Source organism: Pseudomonas jinjuensis, from assembly GCF_900103845.1.
Classification (GTDB): domain Bacteria; phylum Pseudomonadota; class Gammaproteobacteria; order Pseudomonadales; family Pseudomonadaceae; genus Pseudomonas; species Pseudomonas jinjuensis.
In genome coordinates, this window is sequence record NZ_FNIJ01000003.1 from 319611 (window position 1) to 338165 (window position 18555).

Annotated in this window: 18 protein-coding genes; 14 read left to right on the plus strand and 4 right to left on the minus strand. The window is 66.5% G+C overall.

Translation table 11 applies throughout. From position 1 onward, the window contains the following. Positions 1-54: 54 nt before the first annotated feature. Both BLR75_RS05855 and aptA read right to left on the minus strand, forming a co-directional pair. Positions 55-342 (minus strand): cupin domain-containing protein, encoded by a 288-nt coding sequence (locus tag BLR75_RS05855; protein WP_084311462.1) that lies wholly within the window; start codon positions 340-342, stop codon positions 55-57. Then, positions 342-1688, minus strand: a complete 1347-nt coding sequence (gene aptA / locus BLR75_RS05860; RefSeq protein WP_084311461.1) for an omega-aminotransferase AptA — start codon at positions 1686-1688, stop codon at positions 342-344. The genes BLR75_RS05855 and aptA overlap by 1 nt, the downstream gene beginning before the upstream one ends. Before the next feature lie 126 nt (positions 1689-1814). On the opposite strand from aptA, the gene BLR75_RS05865 reads away from it, so the two are divergent. The 5 genes from BLR75_RS05865 to BLR75_RS05885 all read left to right on the plus strand — a co-directional run bounded on the left by BLR75_RS05865 (position 1815) and on the right by BLR75_RS05885 (position 7776). Beyond that, entirely contained in the window at positions 1815-2732 is a 918-nt protein-coding gene (locus BLR75_RS05865; protein WP_084311460.1) for a LysR family transcriptional regulator, read from the plus strand. Between the two features lie 243 nt (positions 2733-2975). Continuing rightward, on the plus strand, positions 2976-4571 hold the full coding sequence (locus BLR75_RS05870; RefSeq protein WP_371858121.1) for an inorganic phosphate transporter: 1596 nt from the start codon (positions 2976-2978) through the stop codon (positions 4569-4571). Positions 4572-4783: 212 nt separating this feature from the next. Next, positions 4784-5842 carry a PA0069 family radical SAM protein gene (locus BLR75_RS05875; RefSeq protein WP_084311458.1) on the plus strand — a complete coding sequence of 353 codons (1059 nt, stop codon included), beginning with the start codon at positions 4784-4786 and terminating at the stop codon, positions 5840-5842. A 222-nt stretch (positions 5843-6064) separates the two neighbouring features. Next, a complete protein-coding gene (locus tag BLR75_RS05880; RefSeq protein WP_084311457.1) occupies positions 6065-6868 on the plus strand; it encodes an NUDIX hydrolase in 804 nt (267 codons plus the stop codon). Between the two features lie 194 nt (positions 6869-7062). Beyond that, positions 7063-7776, plus strand: coding sequence for a carbonic anhydrase (locus tag BLR75_RS05885; RefSeq protein WP_084311456.1), 714 nt, complete (start codon positions 7063-7065; stop codon positions 7774-7776). 112 nt (positions 7777-7888) lie between these two features. Here BLR75_RS05885 and BLR75_RS05890 read toward each other — a convergent pair whose 3' ends face one another. Continuing rightward, entirely contained in the window at positions 7889-8527 is a 639-nt protein-coding gene (locus tag BLR75_RS05890) for a hypothetical protein (protein WP_084311455.1), read from the minus strand. Positions 8528-8940: 413 nt separating this feature from the next. On the opposite strand from BLR75_RS05890, the gene coxB reads away from it, so the two are divergent. The 4 genes from coxB (at position 8941) to BLR75_RS05910 (ending at position 13251) form a co-directional block, all read left to right on the plus strand. Further along, the gene (gene coxB, locus BLR75_RS05895) at positions 8941-10065 is read left to right on the plus strand and encodes a cytochrome c oxidase subunit II (RefSeq protein WP_084311454.1); all 1125 of its coding nucleotides are present in this window, start codon (positions 8941-8943) and stop codon (positions 10063-10065) included. A gap of 10 nt (positions 10066-10075) precedes the next feature. Beyond that, the gene (gene ctaD, locus BLR75_RS05900; protein WP_084311453.1) at positions 10076-11665 is read left to right on the plus strand and encodes a cytochrome c oxidase subunit I; all 1590 of its coding nucleotides are present in this window, start codon (positions 10076-10078) and stop codon (positions 11663-11665) included. Between the two features lie 106 nt (positions 11666-11771). After that, positions 11772-12326 (plus strand): cytochrome c oxidase assembly protein, encoded by a 555-nt coding sequence (locus BLR75_RS05905; protein ID WP_084311452.1) that lies wholly within the window; start codon positions 11772-11774, stop codon positions 12324-12326. A gap of 31 nt (positions 12327-12357) precedes the next feature. Beyond that, positions 12358-13251 (plus strand): cytochrome c oxidase subunit 3, encoded by an 894-nt coding sequence (locus BLR75_RS05910; RefSeq protein ID WP_084311451.1) that lies wholly within the window; start codon positions 12358-12360, stop codon positions 13249-13251. A gap of 120 nt (positions 13252-13371) precedes the next feature. Here the strand turns inward: BLR75_RS05910 and BLR75_RS05915 are convergent, their stop codons facing one another. After that, the gene (locus BLR75_RS05915; protein WP_084311450.1) at positions 13372-13581 is read right to left on the minus strand and encodes a twin transmembrane helix small protein; all 210 of its coding nucleotides are present in this window, start codon (positions 13579-13581) and stop codon (positions 13372-13374) included. A 25-nt stretch (positions 13582-13606) separates the two neighbouring features. Here BLR75_RS05915 and BLR75_RS05920 point away from each other — a divergent pair, with 25 nt between their 5' ends. The 5 genes from BLR75_RS05920 (at position 13607) to BLR75_RS05940 (ending at position 17942) form a co-directional block, all read left to right on the plus strand. Continuing rightward, a complete protein-coding gene (locus BLR75_RS05920) occupies positions 13607-14392 on the plus strand; it encodes an SURF1 family protein (protein WP_084311449.1) in 786 nt (261 codons plus the stop codon). Continuing rightward, positions 14367-14933, plus strand: coding sequence for a hypothetical protein (locus BLR75_RS05925; protein ID WP_084311448.1), 567 nt, complete (start codon positions 14367-14369; stop codon positions 14931-14933). Before BLR75_RS05920 ends, BLR75_RS05925 begins: the two co-directional genes overlap by 26 nt. Positions 14934-15042: 109 nt before the next feature. Beyond that, positions 15043-16098: a COX15/CtaA family protein gene (locus BLR75_RS05930; protein WP_084311447.1), complete on the plus strand. Its 1056-nt coding sequence runs from the start codon at positions 15043-15045 to the stop codon at positions 16096-16098. Positions 16099-16160: 62 nt separating this feature from the next. Further along, positions 16161-17063: a heme o synthase gene (cyoE, locus tag BLR75_RS05935; RefSeq protein ID WP_084311446.1), complete on the plus strand. Its 903-nt coding sequence runs from the start codon at positions 16161-16163 to the stop codon at positions 17061-17063. Between the two features lie 243 nt (positions 17064-17306). Then, positions 17307-17942 carry an SCO family protein gene (locus BLR75_RS05940; protein WP_084311445.1) on the plus strand — a complete coding sequence of 212 codons (636 nt, stop codon included), beginning with the start codon at positions 17307-17309 and terminating at the stop codon, positions 17940-17942. Positions 17943-18555 lie beyond the last annotated feature (613 nt).

Here is an 18555-nt window from a genome sequence, read left to right on the forward strand (position 1 = left end):
CTCACCCTGCCCCTCTCCCGGAGGAAGAGGGGACTGTTCGGTGTGTGATTGGCGCTACTTGAGTTCGATCTCGATAAAGGCCACTTCGTGGTCGCACGGATTGATCACGTTGTGCTCGGTACCGATCTGCCGCGTGTAGCTCTGGCCGAGGACCAGCGGCGCGCGCCTTTCACCCTCGGGGGTTTCCAGCAGCAGCTCGCCGCCCGTCACCGGGACCACCACGTACTCCATGCCGTGGCGGTGCCAGCCGGTCTCGGCACCGGGGGCGAAGCGCCACTCGGTGACCAGGACCTTGTCGTTGTCGATCTGTACCGTGGGCACGGCCTGCGGGCGCGCGCTCATCAGGCCACCCCGTCGAGGGCTTCGCCGACCGCGTCGAACAGGCGGTCCAGCTCTTCCGGCCTGGCGTTGAACGGCGGGCCAAACTGCAGGCAGTCGCCGCCGAAGCGCACGTAGAAGCCGGCCTTCCACAGCGCCATGCCGGCCTCGAACGGGCGGATACCGGCGTCGCCGTCGCGCGGGGCGAGCTGCAGGGCGCCGGCCAGGCCGCAGTTGCGGATGTCGACGATGTGCTTGCTGCCCTTCAGGCCGTGGATGGCCTTCTCGAAGTGCGGCGCCAGTTCGGCGGACTGCTGCACCAGGTTTTCCTTCTCGAGGATGTCCAGGGCGGCGAGGCCGGCGGCGCAGGCGACCGGGTGCGCGGAGTAGGTGTAGCCGTGGGTGAACTCGATGCCGTGCTCCGGCAGGTTCTGGCCCATGAAGGTGTCGTAGATCTCGCTGCTGGCGATCACCGCGCCCATCGGGATGGCGCCGTTGGTGACCTGCTTGGCGACGTTCATGATGTCCGGGGTGACGCCGAAGTATTCCGCGCCGGTGTTGCGCCCCATGCGGCCGAAGGCGGTGATCACTTCGTCGAAGATCAGCAGGATGTTGTGCTGGTCGCAGATTTCGCGCAGGCGCTGCAGGTAGCCCTGCGGCGGCACGATGACGCCGGCGGAACCGGACATCGGCTCGACGATCACTGCGGCGATGTTGGAGGCGTCATGCAGTTCGATCAGCTTGAGCAGTTCGTTGGCCAGCTCCACGCCGCCGGTCTCGGCCATGCCCCTGGTGAAGGCCAGGTGCGGCTGCAGGGTGTGCGGCAGGTGGTCGACGTCCATCAGCTGGCCGAACATCTTGCGGTTGCCGCCGATGCCGCCCAGCGCGGTGCCGGCGACGTTCACGCCGTGGTAGCCACGGGCGCGGCCGATCAGCTTGGTCTTCTGCGGCTGGCCTTTCAGGCGCCAGTAGGCGCGGGCCATCTTCACCGAGGTGTCGGCGCTTTCCGAGCCCGAGCCGGTGAAGAACACGTGGTCGAGGCTGCCGGGGGTGAGCTGGGCGATCTTCTCGGCCAGCTGGAAGGACAGCGGGTGGCCGTACTGGAAGCCCGGGGAGTAGTCGAGGGTGCCGAGCTGCCTGGCCACGGCTTCCTGGATTTCCTTGCGCGAGTGACCGGCGCCGCAGGTCCACAGGCCGGAGAGGCTGTCGAAGATGCGGCGGCCCTTGTCGTCGATCAGCCAGCTGCCTTCGGCGGCGACGATGATCCGCGGGTCCTTGTGGAAGTTGCGGTTGGCGCTGAAGGGCATCCAGTGGGCGCGCAGGTTGAGTTCGCTGGCGACCGACGGTGCGACGTTGACTTGCTGGTTCATCGACAGGTCCTCGATGGCTTTTCTTGTCGGGCTCCCTGGCGGGAGGTGATGCGTCGAGAATGATCCTGAGTTAAGGTGAGTTAAAGCCAATTTTTCTCACGCTCAGTTTCGAAACGGTTAAACAAAATGGCGAAATCCCGCACGCCCGGCCTGGGCCAGGTCAGCGACTTCGAAATCCGTCTGCTGCGGATATTCAAGACCATCGTCGAGTGCGGCAGCTTTTCCGCCGCCGAAAGCACCCTCGGCATCAGCCGCTCGGCGATCAGCCTGCACATGGGCGACCTGGAGAAGCGCCTGGGCATGCGCCTGTGCCAGCGCGGCCGCGCCGGCTTCGCCCTGACCGACGAGGGCCGCGAGGTGTACCGCGCCACCCAGTCGCTGCTGGCGGCGCTGGAGGGCTTCCGCGCCGAGGTCAACGACCTGCACCGGCACCTGCGCGGCGAGCTGAACATCGGCATCATCAACAACCTCGTGACCCTGCCGCAGATGCGCATCACCAACGCCCTGCGCGCACTCAAGGAAAGCGGCCCCGGGGTGCGCATCAACATCGGCATGACCACGCCGAGCGAGATCGAACTGGGCGTGCTCGACGGCCACCTGCACGTCGGCGTGGTGCCGCTGATCAGCCCGTTGTCGGGGCTGGAGTATTCGCCGCTGTACGACGAGCGCTCGCTGCTGTTCTGCAGCCGCGAGCATCCGCTGTTCGCGCGCGACGACGGCGAGATCGAGGTGCAGGAGATCCGCGCCAGCGACGCGGTGGCGCCGAGCTACCGGCTGCCGGCGGACGCCCAGGAGCGCCACCAGGAACTCAACAGCAGCGCCGGCGCGTCGGACCGCGAAGGCATGGCCTTCCTCATCCTCACCGGCAGCTACATCGGCTACCTGCCCGACCACTACGCCGCCGACTGGGTCGCCCAGGGCCGCATGCGCGCCCTGCAGCCGCAACGCTTCCACTACGACATCCCGCTCACCGTGGTGACCCGCAAGGGCCGCAGGCCGAACCTGGTGCTGGAGCGTTTCATCGAGGCGCTGGCGCAGAGCTAGGGTGGCTTTCTCCGTCCTGAATCAATGAGGTGCCCCCGACGCCCGCATAAGCTGCGCGACCATCCGCCCGACACCTGCCCGACGGGCAGCTAGGCTGTATGCATCGTCAAGGAGAACCCACTGTGATTGGCCAGCCCTGTCCATCGCCCGTGCGCTTGCGCGCGGGCTCGCTACAGCCGTTCCAGTCACCCCGGCGGATGGAGCCCGACCACCGTGCTTGATCGCTACGGCATGCTCGCGGCGATGCGCGCCGCCCGCCTGACGCAGCTGCCGATCAGCCCCGTGCTGCGGGAAAAGGCCGGGCCGAAGGGCCAGGTGGTGTTCTTCCTGCTGCTCGGCGCCAGCCTGGTCTTCTGCTTCGGCAACCTCGCCGCCGACATCCTCGCCAGCGGCCAGGAAATCCGCATGGGCCTGCCGCTGGTGGTGCTCTGCGTGGCGCTGCTGATCGCCCTCGGCTTCGAATTCATCAACGGCTTCCACGACACCGCCAACGCGGTGGCCACGGTGATCTACACCAACGCCCTGCCGCCGCGGGTGGCGGTGGGCTGGTCGGGCTTCTGCAACTTTCTCGGCGTGCTGCTTTCCAGCGGCGCGGTAGCGTTCGGCATCGTCGCCCTGCTGCCGGTCGACCTGCTGCTGCAGGTGGGCAGCAACAGCGGGCTGGCGATGATCTTCGCCCTGCTGATCGCCGCCATCCTGTGGAACCTCGGCACCTGGTGGCTGGGGCTGCCGGTGTCCTCCTCGCACACGCTGATCGGCTCCATCGTCGGCATTGCCCTGATGCACGGCGCGCTGGACGGCCACCTGGGCATCAGCGGCGGCGCCTGGGCGCAGCTGAAGACGGTCGGCTACGCGCTGCTGCTGTCGCCGCTGGTGGGCTTCGCCGGCACCGCGCTGCTGGTGCGGGTGCTGCGTTTCCTGGTGCGCAACCCGGCGCTGTTCCGCGCGCCGGAGGGCCGCACGCCTCCGCCCTGGTGGATTCGCGGGCTGCTGATCCTGACCTGCACCGGGGTCTCCTTCGCCCACGGCTCCAACGACGGGCAGAAGGGCATCGGCCTGATCATGCTGATCCTCATAGCCACCGCGCCGCTGGCCTTCGCCATCGACCGCGCGCAGCCGGCGGAACAGTCGCAGCAGCTGATCGCCCTGGTGCAGGGCAGCGAACAGCAGCTGCATCGGATCGCGCCGCACGAGCCGCCGGCCGATCCGAAACAGGCGCTGCTCGACTACCAGCGGACCGAGACCCTTTCGCCGCAGACGCTGCCGGCGCTGGCCGCCGAGTTGCGGGGTATCGAACGCAAGCTGCAGCTCCACCCCAGCCTGGCGGACGTGCCCGCGGCGGAAATCCAGGCGCTGCACGACGACCTCTACCTGGTCGTCGAGACCATCCGCCTGCTCGACCACACCGACAGCCAGTTCGACGTGGAGACCTGGAGCAGCCTGCAGGCCCTGCGCGCCCGCGGCGAATCGGTGATCCGCTTCATCCCGCTGTGGGTCAAGGTGGCCGTGGCCCTGGCGCTCGGCCTGGGGACCCTGGTCGGCTGGCGGCGCATCGTCACCACGGTCGGCGAAGGCATCGGCAAGGAGCCGCTGACCTACGCCGAGGGCGCCGCCGCGCAGCTCACCGCCATGCTCACCATAGGCGCGGCGGACACCTACGGCCTGCCGGTATCGACCACCCACGTGCTGTCCTCCGGCGTGGCGGGGAGCATGGTCGCCAACGGCAGCGGCCTGCAGTTCGCCACCATCCGCAACATGCTGCTGGCCTGGGTGCTGACCCTGCCGGCGGCGATCGGGCTGGCGGCGGGGTTGTACTGGGTGTTCAGCCTGGTGCTGTGAGTGTTGTGCGCCTGTTTTGTCGCGGGCATGGCCCGCTCCTACGGTGGGGCGTGTGTAGGATGGATGAGGTTTTTTTCATCCACCATTGCGGGGCCATTCCGGCATGGCGGGTTATATCCACCCCGCGCATGACCATCCGGCACCTGCCCCTGGCTGTGGAAAACTCCGTGGATTACTGTATCTATATACAGTAATCGTTTCGAAGATTTCCCATGACCGCCTCCCTCCCGCCACGCGGCCGTGGCACCGGCAGCAATCCGCACAACCGCTATGCGCCGACCCGCTCCGTGCCTGTGGATAACGACTGGCAGGACGAAGTCCCGCCGGCCCGGCCCACCGAGGTGCGGATGGAGATCGCCAGGACCATCATCGCCCGCAACCAGTCGCCGGACATTCCCTTCGACCGCTCGATCAATCCCTATCGCGGCTGCGAGCACGGCTGCATCTACTGTTATGCGCGGCCCAGCCATGCGTATTGGGACCTGTCGCCGGGCATCGACTTCGAGACCCGGCTGATCGCCAAGACCAATGCCGTCCAGGTGCTGGAACAGGAATTGAGCAAGCCGGGCTACGTCTGCGCACCGATCAACCTCGGCGCCAACACCGATCCCTACCAGCCGATCGAGCGCCAGCAGCGCCTGACCCGTGGCGTTCTGGAGGTGCTGCTGCGTTTCCGCCATCCCGTGACCATCGTCACCAAGGGCTCGCTGATCCTGCGCGATCTCGACCTGCTCGCCGAACTGGCCAGCCGGCGGCTGGTGCGGGTGTTCATCAGCCTGACCACGCTGGACGACGAGCTGAAACGCATCCTCGAACCCCGCGCCGCCGCGCCTTCCGCACGCCTGCGGGCGATCCGCGTGCTGAGTGGGGCGGGCGTGCCGGTGGGTGTGCTGTGCGCGCCGATGATCCCGATGATCAACGACCGCGAGCTGGAAAGCCTGCTGGAAGCCGCCCACGCCGCCGGCGCGCGCAGCGCCAGCTACATGCTGCTGCGCCTGCCGCGGGAAGTCGGCCCGCTGTTCGAGGAATGGCTGCAGGCGCACTACCCGCAGCGGGCGAACCATGTCATGAGCCTGATCCGCCAGTGCCGCGGCGGCGAGATCTACGACAGCCGCTTCGGCAAGCGCTTCAGCGGCGAGGGCCCGTTCGCCGAGTTGCTGGCACGGCGCTTCGCGGTGGCGATGAGGCGGCTGGGGCTGGATCGCCGGGAAAGCGTCCAGCTGGATTGCGGCGCCTTTGCGCCGCCGAATAGCCAGATGGCGCTGTTCTGATTGAGGTCGCGGGCATGGCCCGCTCCTACGAAGAGCAAGGCGTAACCCTGTAGGAAGCGGGCCATGCCCGCGAAAAACTCCCGGCTGGACGCAGGAGCGTCCTGGAAATGATGGTATTTCGGGCAGGTGAAACCCCGACTTTGGCCAAAATCCCGCTGTGCAGCGTCTCGCACCGCCCCGTAAGCTCGGGGGAATCCAGAAGAACAAGAACAGGTACCCGAGATGACCGATTCCCCCGTCGCCGTACGCCCCGCCACCACCGTCCTGCTGCTGCGACCCGCCCCGGCGGCCGAAAGCGGGCTGGAGGTGTTCATGGTGGTGCGCAATCACCAGATCGATTTCTGCTCCGGCGCCCTGGTGTTTCCCGGCGGCAAGCTGGAGCGGGCGGACGCCGATCCGGCCCTGCGCGCCCGCTGCAGCGGAGCGGAACGGTGTTCGGACGAGGAACTGGCCTTCCGCATCGCCGGCATCCGCGAGGCGTTCGAGGAATGCGGGGTGCTGCTGGCGCGCCGGCGCGGCGAAACGGAGCTGCTCTCGGCGGCGCAGCTGGCGCCCATCGTCGAGCGCTGGCGGCAGCGGCTGGACCGCGATGCCGCCGACATCGCCGAACTGGTCGAGGCCGAGGACCTGGAGCTGGCAGTGGACCTGATGGTGCCCTTCGCCCACTGGATCACCCCGGCCTTCATGCCCAAGCGCTTCGACACCTGGTTCTTCGCGGCAGTGGCGCCGGCCGACCAGTTGGCCCTGCATGACGGCAGCGAGGCGGTCGACTCGCTGTGGACAACTCCCGCCGACGCGCTGGCCGAGGCGGACGCCGGCCGTTACACCCTGGTGCCGGCCACGTCGCAGAACCTGCGCATGCTCGGCGAATCCGCCAACCTGGAGCAGGCGCTGCAGGCCGCCCGCCAGCGCAGGATCGTCAGCGTCGAGCCCTGGCTGCAGGATATCGACGGAGTCAGGCACCTCTGCATTCCGCCGGACGCCGGCTACAGCCCGCACATCATGCCCGCCCGCGCCGGCATCTGATCCGCCTGCCCCGCCGGATATCCGGCTTTTGCCGATTCGCCATGAAGCGCTGTCATATTGGCTTCATGGCGGACGCTGCATAAGGGTTCGAGCGGTCATGTCCTACCGCTCATGTCAGATTTTTTGTGTCTTATCCCTGGGGGTAGATCGTCGGCAGCATAGGAAAATTCGTCGTCATTCTTCGAGGCTGATACATGAACGATAAAACGCACGGTGAGCAGGCCCACGAGAGCGCGGACGAGGCGCTGCGGCGGATCGTCGAGGGCTTCCGGCACTTCCGCCAGGAGGTGTTCCCGCAGCAGGAGGAACTGTTCAAGAAGCTGGCCCATGAACAGAACCCGCGGGCGATGTTCATCACCTGCGCGGATTCGCGCATCGTCCCGGAGCTGATCACCCACAGCTCGCCGGGCGACCTCTTCGTCACCCGCAACGTCGGCAACGTGGTTCCGCCTTACGGGCAGATGAACGGCGGCGTTTCCACCGCCATCGAGTTCGCGGTGATGGCGCTGGGCGTGCAGCACATCATCATCTGCGGCCACTCCGACTGCGGCGCGATGAAGGCGGTGCTGAACCCGCAGACCCTGGAAAGCATGCCGACGGTGAAGGCCTGGCTGCGCCACGCCGAGGTGGCGCGCACCGTGGTGGCGCAGACCTGTGGCTGCGCGACGCAGGAGCACCTGGGCATCCTCACCGAGGAAAACGTGGTGGCCCAGCTCGATCACCTGAAGACCCACCCGTCCGTGGCGGCGCGCCTGGCCAGCGGCCAGCTGTGCATCCACGGCTGGGTCTATGACATCGAGACCAGCGTGATCAAGGCCTACGACGCCGAACAGGGCCGCTTCCGCCCGCTCGACGGCGAGGGCACGATCCCCGTGGCGACGCCCAAGCCGCGCTACTCGCCGCGCTGACAGCCTGTAGTGGAATGGCGGATAACGCTGTCGCGTTATCCGCCCTACCCGGACGCCCAATGGAAACCGCGTAGGAGCGGGCCATGCCCGCGACCGCCCCGCGGCCGACTCATCAGCGCAGATTCAGCTCGATCCCCAGCTGCCGCGACATGCACGGCCACTGCCGCCAGGCGTTGGCGACCTGCGGGTCGCTCAGGCTCGCTCGGTAGGCCTGGGCCGCCGGGCTGGCGAACAGGCCGTCGTGGATCATTCCGCCCAGCGCCTGCTGCACCGAGGTGTCCAGCTGGTTGGCGAACGGCTCGCCGATCAGCTGGTGGACCACCAGGTTCGCCACCGTGGTGTCCAGCGGGATCAGCGGCTGGCCGAAATGGGCGATGTAGCGGTCGTTCACCTCTTCCACCAGGCGATGCGCCAGGTAGGCCTCGTCGAGCAGGGCGTCGAAGCCGCGGTGGCCCTCCAGCAGGTTCGGCGGGTTGAGGAAGAACTGCTCGGCCACCGCCAGCACCGGGCCGATCCGCTCCTCGATCCCGGCCTCGCGGGCCACGCTGCTGGCGGCGTCGAGGAATTCCGGAACCCGTTCGATGTAGGCGAGGACGAAGCGCTTCAGCACGCCGGAGGCATCCTCGCCGGCCAGGCGGATGCTCGGGTGCAGCCGCTCCAGTTGCGGCTGGATCAGGGCGGCCAGGTAGCCGTGGCGCTCCTCGAGCTGGTGGGCATGCTGGATCAGTTCGCGTAACGCAGCGGTATTCATGACATCTCCAAGACAACTCGGATTTGGAAGAAAGACCCTAGCTGCCCTCCGGCCGGCAGCTAAGACGAGATTTTCATAATCACCCGCAGCTTATGCAGATGGCTCATCATGGCTACACGCCATTATAGCGCAAAGCCGCGCCGGCCGTGGCCTTGAGAGCATCTTTCGGAATTTCCCGGGGCGTTTTTAAACTGAGTTGTTATGTCGCAGGCCGTGTCTATACTCGACCTTGAACGGATAAACCTGATGGACCCGGCAGCCTTGCGCGCGCCGAGGGATTGACGGTCAAAGTCTGTGGTCTTGGCGGTCGTTTCCTTGGCCGTTGGCCGTGTGCGAAGCCAGTAACTCCGGAGTGAGGGCCTGGTTCCGCGCCGAATGCCGGCGGGATAAAAACAACGATAAGGGGAACCCGAATGTTGCGACATCCACGAGTCTGGATGGGCTTCCTTTTGCTCATGGCGTTCACTCAGGCGCAGGCCGCCTGGACGGTGAACATGTCGCCGGGAGCAACCGAGGTCAGCCGTAACGTCTTCGACTTGCACATGACGATCTTCTGGATCTGCGTCGTGATCGGCGTGGCGGTCTTCGGCGTGATGTTCTGGTCGATGGTCGTCCACCGCCGCTCCACCGGGCAGCAGCCGGCGCATTTCCACGAGAGCACCACGGTGGAAATCCTCTGGACCATCGTGCCCTTCCTCATCCTGGTGGTGATGGCGGTGCCGGCCACGCGCACCCTCATCCACATGTACGACACCTCCGAGCCGGAGCTGGACATCCAGATCACCGGCTACCAGTGGAAGTGGCAGTACAAGTACCTCGGCCAGGACGTCGAGTACTTCAGCAACCTGACCACCCCGCAGGAGCAGATCCACGGCAAGGCGCCGAAGGACGAGCACTACCTGCTGGAAGTGGACAACCCGCTGGTGATCCCGGCCGGGGTCAAGGTGCGCTTCCTGGTCACCGCCAGCGACGTGATCCACTCCTGGTGGGTGCCGGCCTTCGCGGTCAAGCGCGACGCCATCCCCGGCTTCGTCAACGAGGCCTGGACCAAGGTCGACGAGCCCGGCATCTACCGCGGCCAGTGCGCCGAGCTGTGCGGCAAGGACCACGGCTTCATGCCGGTGGTGGTCGACGTGAAGCCGAAGGCCGAGTTCGACGCCTGGCTGGCCCAGCGCAAGGAGGAGGCGCTGAAGGAGAAGGAGCTGACCAGCAAGGAGTGGACCAAGGAAGAGCTGATGGCTCGCGGCGACAAGGTCTACCACACCATCTGCGCCGCCTGTCACCAGGCCGAGGGCCAGGGCCTGCCACCGATGTTCCCGGCGCTGAAGGGTTCCAAGGTGGTCAAGGGACCGAAGGAACACCATCTCGAAGTCGTCTACAACGGCGTGCAGGGCACCGCCATGGCGGCCTTCGGCAAGCAGCTTTCGGAAGTCGACCTGGCGGCCGTGATCACCTACGAGCGCAACGCCTGGGGCAACGACGACGGCGACATGGTCACCCCGCAGGAAGTGGTGGCCTTCAAGCAGAAACAACAATAAGGAGGCCGTGATGACTGCCGTGATCGACCATCCCGACACGCACCTGGACCACCATCACGGCCCTGCCAAGGGGCTGATGCGCTGGGTCCTGACCACCAACCACAAGGACATCGGCACGATGTACCTGTGGTTCAGCTTCTGCGCCTTCCTCCTCGGCGGCTCCTTCGCCATGGTGATCCGCGCCGAGCTGTTCCAGCCGGGCCTGCAGATCGTGCAGCCGGAGTTCTTCAACCAGATGACCACCATGCACGGCCTGGTGATGGTGTTCGGCGCGGTGATGCCGGCCTTCGTCGGCCTGGCCAACTGGATGGTGCCGCTGATGATCGGCGCGCCGGACATGGCACTGCCGCGGATGAACAACTTCAGCTTCTGGCTGCTGCCGGCGGCCTTCGGCCTGCTGGTCAGCACGCTGTTCATGCCGGGTGGCGGGCCGAACTTCGGCTGGACCTTCTACGCGCCGCTGTCCACCACCTTCGCCCCGGCCAGCGTCACCTTCTTCATCTTCGCCATCCACCTGATGGGCATGAGTTCGATCATGGGCGCGATCAACGTGATCGCCACCATCCTCAACCTGCGCGCCCCGGGCATGACCCTGATGAAGATGCCGCTGTTCGTCTGGACCTGGCTGATCACCGCCTTCCTGCTGATCGCGGTGATGCCGGTGCTGGCGGGCTGCGTGACCATGATGCTGATGGACATCCACTTCGGCACCAGCTTCTTCAGCGCGGCCGGCGGCGGCGACCCGGTGCTGTTCCAGCACGTGTTCTGGTTCTTCGGCCACCCCGAGGTGTACATCATGATCCTGCCGGCCTTCGGCGCGGTCAGCTCGATCATCCCGGCGTTCAGCCGCAAGCCGCTGTTCGGCTACACCTCGATGGTCTACGCCACCGCGTCGATCGCCTTCCTGTCCTTCATCGTGTGGGCACACCACATGTTCGTGGTCGGCATCCCGCTGGTCGGCGAGCTGTTCTTCATGTACGCCACCATGCTGATCGCCGTGCCCACCGGGGTGAAGGTGTTCAACTGGGCGTCGACCATGTGGCAGGGCTCGATGACCTTCGAGGCGCCGATGCTGTTCGCCGTGGCCTTCGTCATCCTGTTCACCATCGGCGGCTTCTCCGGGCTGATGCTGGCGATCGCCCCGGCGGACTTCCAGTACCAGGACACCTACTTCGTGGTAGCGCACTTCCACTACGTGCTGGTGCCCGGCGCGATCTTCGGCATCTTCGCCTCGGCCTACTACTGGCTGCCGAAATGGACCGGCCACATGTACGACGAGACGCTGGCCAAGCTGCACTTCTGGATGAGCTTCATCGGCATGAACCTGGCGTTCTTCCCGATGCACTTCGTCGGCCTGGCCGGCATGCCGCGGCGGATCCCGGACTACAACCTGCAGTTCGCCGACTTCAACATGGTCTCGTCGATCGGCGCGTTCATGTTCGGCACCACGCAGCTGCTGTTCCTGTTCATCGTCATCAAGTGCATCAAGGGCGGCCCGAAGGCGCCGGCCAAGCCGTGGGACGGCGCCGAAGGCCTGGAGTGGACGGTGCCCTCCCCTGCCCCGTACCACACCTTCAGCGTTCCGCCGGAAGTGAAGTGAGAAGCGCTGTTGTAGGAGCGAGCGTGCTCGCGAACGGGTCCCTGCGGAGGCCATGGCATCAAGCGGTTCGCGAGCACGCTCGCTCCTACGAAAAGAGGATTACGAGATGAGTGACGGCAGCGTCGATACCCGCAAACTGGTGACCCGGCTGGTGATCGCCGTGGTCGCCATGTTCGCCTTCGGCTTCGCCCTGGTGCCGCTCTACGACGTGATGTGCAAGGCGCTCGGCATCAACGGCAAGACTTCCGGCAGCGCCTACCAGGCCGGTGCGCAGCAGGTCGACACGGCGCGCGCGGTGAAGGTGCAGTTCGTCGCCAACAACAACATCGACATGGTCTGGGAGTTCAGGCCGAAGTCCGACGAGCTGGTGGTGCATCCGGGGGCGGTGAACGAGATGACCTTCATCGCCCACAACCCCACCGCCAAGCCGATGACCGCCCAGGCGATCCCGAGCATCGCGCCGTCGGTGGCGGCCACCTACTTCCACAAGACCGAATGCTTCTGTTTCACCCAGCAGGTGCTGCAGCCGGGGGAACGCGTCGAGATGCCGGTGCGCTTCATCGTCGACCGCGAACTGCCGAAGGAAGTGCACCACCTGACGCTCGCCTACACGCTGTTCGACATCACCGCCCGCAAGCCGCCGGTCGCCAGCAACGACTGACCGGGCCGGGGCAGCAAGGAGAACAACAAGAATGACGACACATCAGCATGAGCCCTACTACGTTCCCGCCCAGAGCAAGTGGCCGATCGTCGCCACCATCGGCCTGCTGGTCACGGTGTTCGGCGTCGGCACCTGGATGAACGACCTCAGCGCCGGCCACGAGCAGTCCAAGGGCCCGTGGATCTTCTTCGCCGGCGGACTGATCATGGCCTACCTGCTGTTCGGCTGGTTCGGCAGCGTGATCAGGGAAAGCCGCGCCGGCCTCTACAGCGCACAGATGGACCGCTCGTTCCGCTGGGGCATGAGCTGGTTCATCTTCTCCGAGGTGATGTTCTTCGCCGCCTTCTTCGGCGCGCTGTTCTACGTGCGCCACTTCGCCGTGCCGTGGCTCGGCGGCGAGGGCCACCACGGCATCTCGCACATGCTCTGGCCGCAGTTCCAGGCCGAGTGGCCGCTGCTGAACAACCCGGATTCCAAGCTGTTCCCGCCGCCGAAGGAAGTGATCTCGCCGTGGCACCTGCCGCTGATCAACACCATCCTGCTGGTCAGCTCGAGCTTCACCGTCACCTTCGCCCACCACGCGCTGAAGAAGAACCACCGCGGCCCGCTGAAGGCCTGGCTGGCGCTGACCATCCTGCTCGGCGCGACCTTCCTGGTTCTGCAGGCCTACGAGTACCACGAGGCCTACAGCGAACTGGGCCTGACCCTCGGCTCGGGCATCTACGGCGCGACCTTCTTCATGCTCACCGGCTTCCACGGCGCCCACGTGACCATGGGCACCATCATCCTCACGGTGATGCTGTTCCGCATCCTGCGCGGCCACTTCGACGCCGACAAACACTTCGGCTTCGAGGCGGCGGCCTGGTACTGGCACTTCGTGGACGTGGTGTGGATCGGGCTGTTCGTGTTCGTGTACGTGCTGTGAACCTGTAGGAGCCAGCTTGCTGGCGAACAAGAGCTTCGCGAGCAAGCTCGCTCCTACAAAAGCGGTGCGGTGCCGTAGGGTGGATAACCCCTCAAGGTTATCCACCGAACCAGGGAAGAACTAGAAATGCCAGGGCGCCGGGCTACCCAGCTGGCCCGAGTAGAAACCCCAGGCGATCAGGGCGAGCGTCAGGGCCGTCAGGGTGACGCGCACGGTGAGTGCGTTGACCACCCGCGAGCCATGCCCCTCGTCCTTGACCAGGAAGAACAGGCCACTGAACAGACTGATCAGGGTGGCCAGCAGTAACAGGACGATCGCAGCCTTGAGCATCGCGTGACTCCGGAGGGGGAATGACTTGCAGTATAGCCAGCGTGCATTCGGCAACCGCGCATCCCGCGCCGCGCAAGGCTCCCGCCGCTTCCGGCCGGGAGTGGCGCCGACCCTGGTGGTCCTGGCGCTGTTGCCGCTGCTCGTCTGGCTGGGCACCTGGCAACTCTCCCGCGCCGAGGAAAAACGCGCCCTGCTGGCCGCCGCCGAAGCCCGCCGCGCGGCCGAGCCGCAGCCGGTTGCGGTGCTCGAAGGCATGCCCGACCCCGCCTACACCCGCGTCCGCCTGCAGGGCCGCTTCGACGCTTCGCACACCTTCCTGCTCGACAACCGCACCCGCAACGGCCAGGCCGGGGTGGAAGTGGTGCAGCCATTCCACGACCAGGCCAGCGGACTCTGGCTGCTGGTCAACCGCGGCTGGGTCGCCTGGCCGGATCGCCGCGTACCGCCGGCCATCACCACGCCCAGCCGCCCTCTCCTGCTGGATGCCTGGGTCTACGTCGCGCCGCCCGGCGGGCTGCATCTGGCCGATCACGCCGGACAAGGCTGGCCGCGCCTGCTGACCCAGATCGAGCCCGCCGCGCTCTGGGCGCAGCTCGGCACTGCCGGGGTGCCGCTGGAGCTGCGCCTGGAAGCCGGCGACGCCGCCTTCGACACATCCTGGCCGGTGGTCGCCATGGCCCCGGAACGCCATACCGGCTACGCGGTGCAGTGGTTCGCCCTGGCGACCGCCCTGCTCTGCCTTTATCTCTATCTCGGAATCCGACGCGCACGGGAGAACAACGACAATGAGCGCAAGCATGACCATGAATGACGTACAGGCGCGCCGCCGCGGCCGCTGGCAGCTGATCCTCATCCTCGCCATGGTGCTCGGGCCGATGCTGCTGGCCACCGCCATGTACAAGCTGCAGTTCTGGGTGCCGGAAGGCCGTAGCTACCACGGCGAGCTGATCGGCACCGGGCAGACGCCGGCGGACCTCGGCGTGCAGGCCGATACCCCGAGCGAGCGCTGGCAGCTGCTGGTCACCGTTCCCGGCGCCTGCGCCAGCGACTGCCAGGAGCTGGTCTACCTGGCCCGGCAGATCAACATCGGCCTCGGCCGCGAGGCCTCCCGCGCCGAACATGCGCTGGCCGCCGCGCAGGCGCTGCCGGCCGACTTCGAGACCCTGCTCGGCAAGGACTACCCGCGCCTGCAGCGCTACGCCATGCAGCCGGCGGCGCAGGCCGGCGAGGCGCCGCAGCTGTGGATCGTCGACCCGCACGGCAACCTGGTGCTGCGCTACCCGGCCGGGACCGACGGCAAGCCGATCCTCAAGGACCTGCAGCTGCTGCTGAAGCTTTCCAATATCGGCTGAAGACCGGCGCGTCTTTTTGCGTAAGCGGGCCATGCCCGCGACCTTCGCGCGCATGGCGCGCTCCTACAAGGGCAACGGTGCCAAAGAACAACAAGAACGGGGGCGATGAATGACTCAGGCGATACGCAAACCCGGCTTCCTCTTCGCGGCCCTGGCCACCGCGCTGGCCCTGGTCGTCGTGCTGCTCGGCGCCTACACCCGGCTGACCCACGCCGGCCTCGGCTGCCCGGACTGGCCCGGCTGCTACGGCTTCATCCACGTGCCGAGCAGCGAGGCGCAGCTGGCCCACGCCGAGATGCACTTCCCCGAGGCGCCGGTGGAAGCGCAGAAGGGCTGGAACGAGATGATCCACCGCTACTTCGCCGGCAGCCTCGGCCTGCTGATCCTCGGTCTCGCCGTGCACGCCCTGGCGCGCCGCGGCCGCGACGGCCAGCCGCTGAAGCTGCCGCTGCTGCTGCTCGGCGTGGTGATCGCCCAGGCCGCCTTCGGCATGTGGACGGTGACCCTCAAGCTCTGGCCGCAGGTGGTCACCGCGCACCTGCTCGGCGGCTTCACCACCCTGGCGCTGCTGTTCCTGCTCAGCCTGCGCCTGTCCGGCCGCTTCGCTCCCGTCGCCCTACCCCGCCGCCTGCGCGTGCTGGCCGGCACGGCGCTGGTCCTGGCGATCGGGCAGATCGCCCTTGGCGGCTGGGTGAGCAGCAACTACGCGGCGGTCGCCTGCATCGACCTGCCGACCTGCCACGGCGAGTGGTGGCCGCAGATGGACTTCGCCAACGGCTTCCACCTGGCCCAGCACATCGGCCCGAACTACCTCGGCGGCCAGCTCGACAGCGACGCGCGCACCGCGATCCACGTGACCCACCGCCTCGGCGCGCTGTGCGTGACCCTGGTGCTGCTGGCGCTGGCCTGGCAGCTGCGCCGCAACGGTCTCGGCGGGCTCGCCGGGCTGCTCCTGCTGGTGCTGGCCGCGCAGATCGGCCTCGGCGTCAGCAACGTGCTGCTGCACCTGCCGCTGCCGGTCGCGGTGGCGCACAACGGCGGCGGCGCGCTGCTGCTGCTGACGCTGGTGCTGGTGAACTACCGGGTGCGCGCCGCGGCTGCCGAAGCGCGCGCGTCATCGCCACAGGCGGGCGCCTGCCCGGTGGCGTACCCCTCGCAAGGCTGAATGCGCCTGCCCCGCCGCGGACGGCGGGGCGCGGCAACCGATAACGCAACGGAGACACGCACATGGCCACCACCCTCAGCTCTGCACGCCAGGCCGGCTGGCGCGACTATCTGGAACTGACCAAGCCCAAGGTCGTCCTGCTGATGCTGATCACCTCGCTGATCGGCATGCTGCTCTCCACCCCCGGCTTCGTCGCCTGGCAGGTGTTGATCTTCGGCAACCTCGGTATCGGCCTCTGCGCCGGCGCGGCGGCGGCGGTCAACCACGTGGTGGACCGGCGCATCGACTCGATCATGGCGCGCACCCACAAGCGCCCGCTGGCGGTGGGCCGCGTCTCGCCGAGCGCAGCGCTGGGCTTCGCCATGCTGCTGGCGCTGGCCGGGATGGCCGTGCTGCTGGCCTTCACCAATCCGCTGACCGCCTGGCTGACGCTGGCCTCGCTGCTCGGCTACGCCGCGCTGTACACCGGCTTCCTCAAGCGCGCCACGCCGCAGAACATCGTCATCGGCGGCCTCGCCGGCGCCGCCCCGCCGCTGCTCGGCTGGGTCGCGGTGACCGGGCAGATGTCCGCCGAACCGCTGCTGCTGGTGCTGATCATCTTCGCCTGGACTCCGCCGCACTTCTGGGCGCTGTGCCTGCACCGCAAGGACGAGTACGCCAAGGCCGACATTCCCATGCTGCCGGTCACCCATGGCGAGCGTTACACCAGGTTGCACATCCTGCTCTATACGCTGGTGCTGTTCGCCGTTAGCCTGATGCCGTTCGTCATCCACATGAGCGGCCTGATCTACCTGCTGGCCGCCCTGGCCCTGGGCGCACGCTTCCTCGACTGGGCGTGGGCGCTGTACCAGGACAGCCGGCCGCATGCGGCGATCAAGACCTTCAAGTACTCTATCGCCTACCTGTTCCTGTTGTTCATCGCGCTGCTGGTGGATCATTACCTGCCAATCAGCCTGGTAGTGTGACGGCATGAACGTAGGGTGGATGAGGCTTTTTTCATCCACCATGCAGGCCCCGCATTGGCCGGGATGGTGGATCGATAGAGCGTGATCCACCCTACGCATGACCCGGCCGCAGGAGCGAAGAGAACGTAGGGTGGATGGGGCTTTTTCCATCCACCATGCAGACGCCGGACAGACCGGATGGTGGATCGATGGAGCCTGATCCACCCTACGCAGGCCCGGCCCCGTTCCAGACACGAGAACCCAATGTCCCGAACCAACAAGACCGTCTTCGTCCTCGTCACCATCGTCGCCCTGCTGCTCGGGCTGACGGTGCACAAGGTGCTCACCGCGCGTCACCAGCTCGATCCTACGGTGCTGCTGGATGCCGGCATCGTCATGCTGTCGCAGCCGCGCAACGTGCCGTCGCTGCAGTTCCAGGACCAGGACGGCAAGCCGTTCGACACCGCCAGCCTGAAGGGCCGCTGGAACCTGCTGTTCTTCGGCTACACCTTCTGCCCGGACGTCTGCCCCACCACCCTGGCGCAACTGCGCGAACTGGAAGGCAAGCTGCCGCCGGACGTGCGCGCGCAGCTGCAGGTGGTGCTGGTCAGCGTCGACCCGCACCGCGATACCCCGCAGCGCCTGAAGGAGTACCTCGGCTTCTTCAACGCCGGCTTCCAGGGCATCACCGGTTCCGACGAGAACATCCAGAAGCTCGCCAACGCCCTGAGCATCCCCTACATCCCGCCGGATACCAGCAAGCCGAACTACACCGTCGACCACAGCGGCAACCTGGTGGTCATCGGCCCGGACGGCATGCAGCTGGGCTTCATCCGCGCGCCGCTGAACAACGCCAAGCTGAGTGCGCAGTTGCCGGCGCTGCTGGCGCGGAAGGACTGAGAAACGTCGCCTTTCCGACTTTTTCAGCGCCGCCATTGTCGTATTTATGTAACGGCCACGCTTTCGTGGCCGTTTCTTTTTTCCTGCCGAACGCGCTTTTTCCCCGCTCCGCCCACTACAACCCCGTCACCTTCCCCGCCTCGCTGAAGCCTCCGAAAGCCGCGGCCCAAAGGACTTCCAGGAGGTTTTCTGACCCCGTAGTCAATGTTCGATATTTGCTACACGCCTCCAATGCATAAGTACCCACTCATATTCCATATTAAAAACATTAATTAACACCTATAGCTGCGCCTAAGGCAGGATTGACAAGCCTCTCGCCGGGTCTTGAGGGGTTCTGATAGGCGGTCATTCACCATCGGGATAGGGTTATCCCCTGGAAAGCGGATGCTGCCAGGCTCTCTTCGAGAGCTTGCGAACGCCGTACCGGCCACAAAACAAGCAGTCTGTTCGTGACTTGTAGTGCCGGATTCGTATCGCTCCAGAACGACCTTCCAGGCCCTGCGGTTCGATTGCACGATGTCACGCCCCCAGGACGCGACGTCCGCAGCCAGTTCGACATCCCGGCCCGCCAACGCAGCGGACCGGACTACCCAAAGCTCACGCAGGAGATTTG

Coding starts and splice junctions, on each gene's coding strand:
- BLR75_RS05855 (WP_084311462.1), bottom strand. CDS start 342: ATGAGCGCGCGCCCGCAGGCCGTGCCCACGGTACAGATCGACAACGAC.
- aptA (WP_084311461.1), bottom strand. CDS start 1,688: ATGAACCAGCAAGTCAACGTCGCACCGTCGGTCGCCAGCGAACTCAAC.
- BLR75_RS05865 (WP_084311460.1), top strand. CDS start 1,815: ATGGCGAAATCCCGCACGCCCGGCCTGGGCCAGGTCAGCGACTTCGAA.
- BLR75_RS05870 (WP_371858121.1), top strand. CDS start 2,976: ATGCGCGCCGCCCGCCTGACGCAGCTGCCGATCAGCCCCGTGCTGCGG.
- BLR75_RS05875 (WP_084311458.1), top strand. CDS start 4,784: ATGACCGCCTCCCTCCCGCCACGCGGCCGTGGCACCGGCAGCAATCCG.
- BLR75_RS05880 (WP_084311457.1), top strand. CDS start 6,065: ATGACCGATTCCCCCGTCGCCGTACGCCCCGCCACCACCGTCCTGCTG.
- BLR75_RS05885 (WP_084311456.1), top strand. CDS start 7,063: ATGAACGATAAAACGCACGGTGAGCAGGCCCACGAGAGCGCGGACGAG.
- BLR75_RS05890 (WP_084311455.1), bottom strand. CDS start 8,527: ATGAATACCGCTGCGTTACGCGAACTGATCCAGCATGCCCACCAGCTC.
- coxB (WP_084311454.1), top strand. CDS start 8,941: ATGTTGCGACATCCACGAGTCTGGATGGGCTTCCTTTTGCTCATGGCG.
- ctaD (WP_084311453.1), top strand. CDS start 10,076: ATGACTGCCGTGATCGACCATCCCGACACGCACCTGGACCACCATCAC.
- BLR75_RS05905 (WP_084311452.1), top strand. CDS start 11,772: ATGAGTGACGGCAGCGTCGATACCCGCAAACTGGTGACCCGGCTGGTG.
- BLR75_RS05910 (WP_084311451.1), top strand. CDS start 12,358: ATGACGACACATCAGCATGAGCCCTACTACGTTCCCGCCCAGAGCAAG.
- BLR75_RS05915 (WP_084311450.1), bottom strand. CDS start 13,581: ATGCTCAAGGCTGCGATCGTCCTGTTACTGCTGGCCACCCTGATCAGT.
- BLR75_RS05925 (WP_084311448.1), top strand. CDS start 14,367: ATGAGCGCAAGCATGACCATGAATGACGTACAGGCGCGCCGCCGCGGC.
- BLR75_RS05930 (WP_084311447.1), top strand. CDS start 15,043: ATGACTCAGGCGATACGCAAACCCGGCTTCCTCTTCGCGGCCCTGGCC.
- cyoE (WP_084311446.1), top strand. CDS start 16,161: ATGGCCACCACCCTCAGCTCTGCACGCCAGGCCGGCTGGCGCGACTAT.
- BLR75_RS05940 (WP_084311445.1), top strand. CDS start 17,307: ATGTCCCGAACCAACAAGACCGTCTTCGTCCTCGTCACCATCGTCGCC.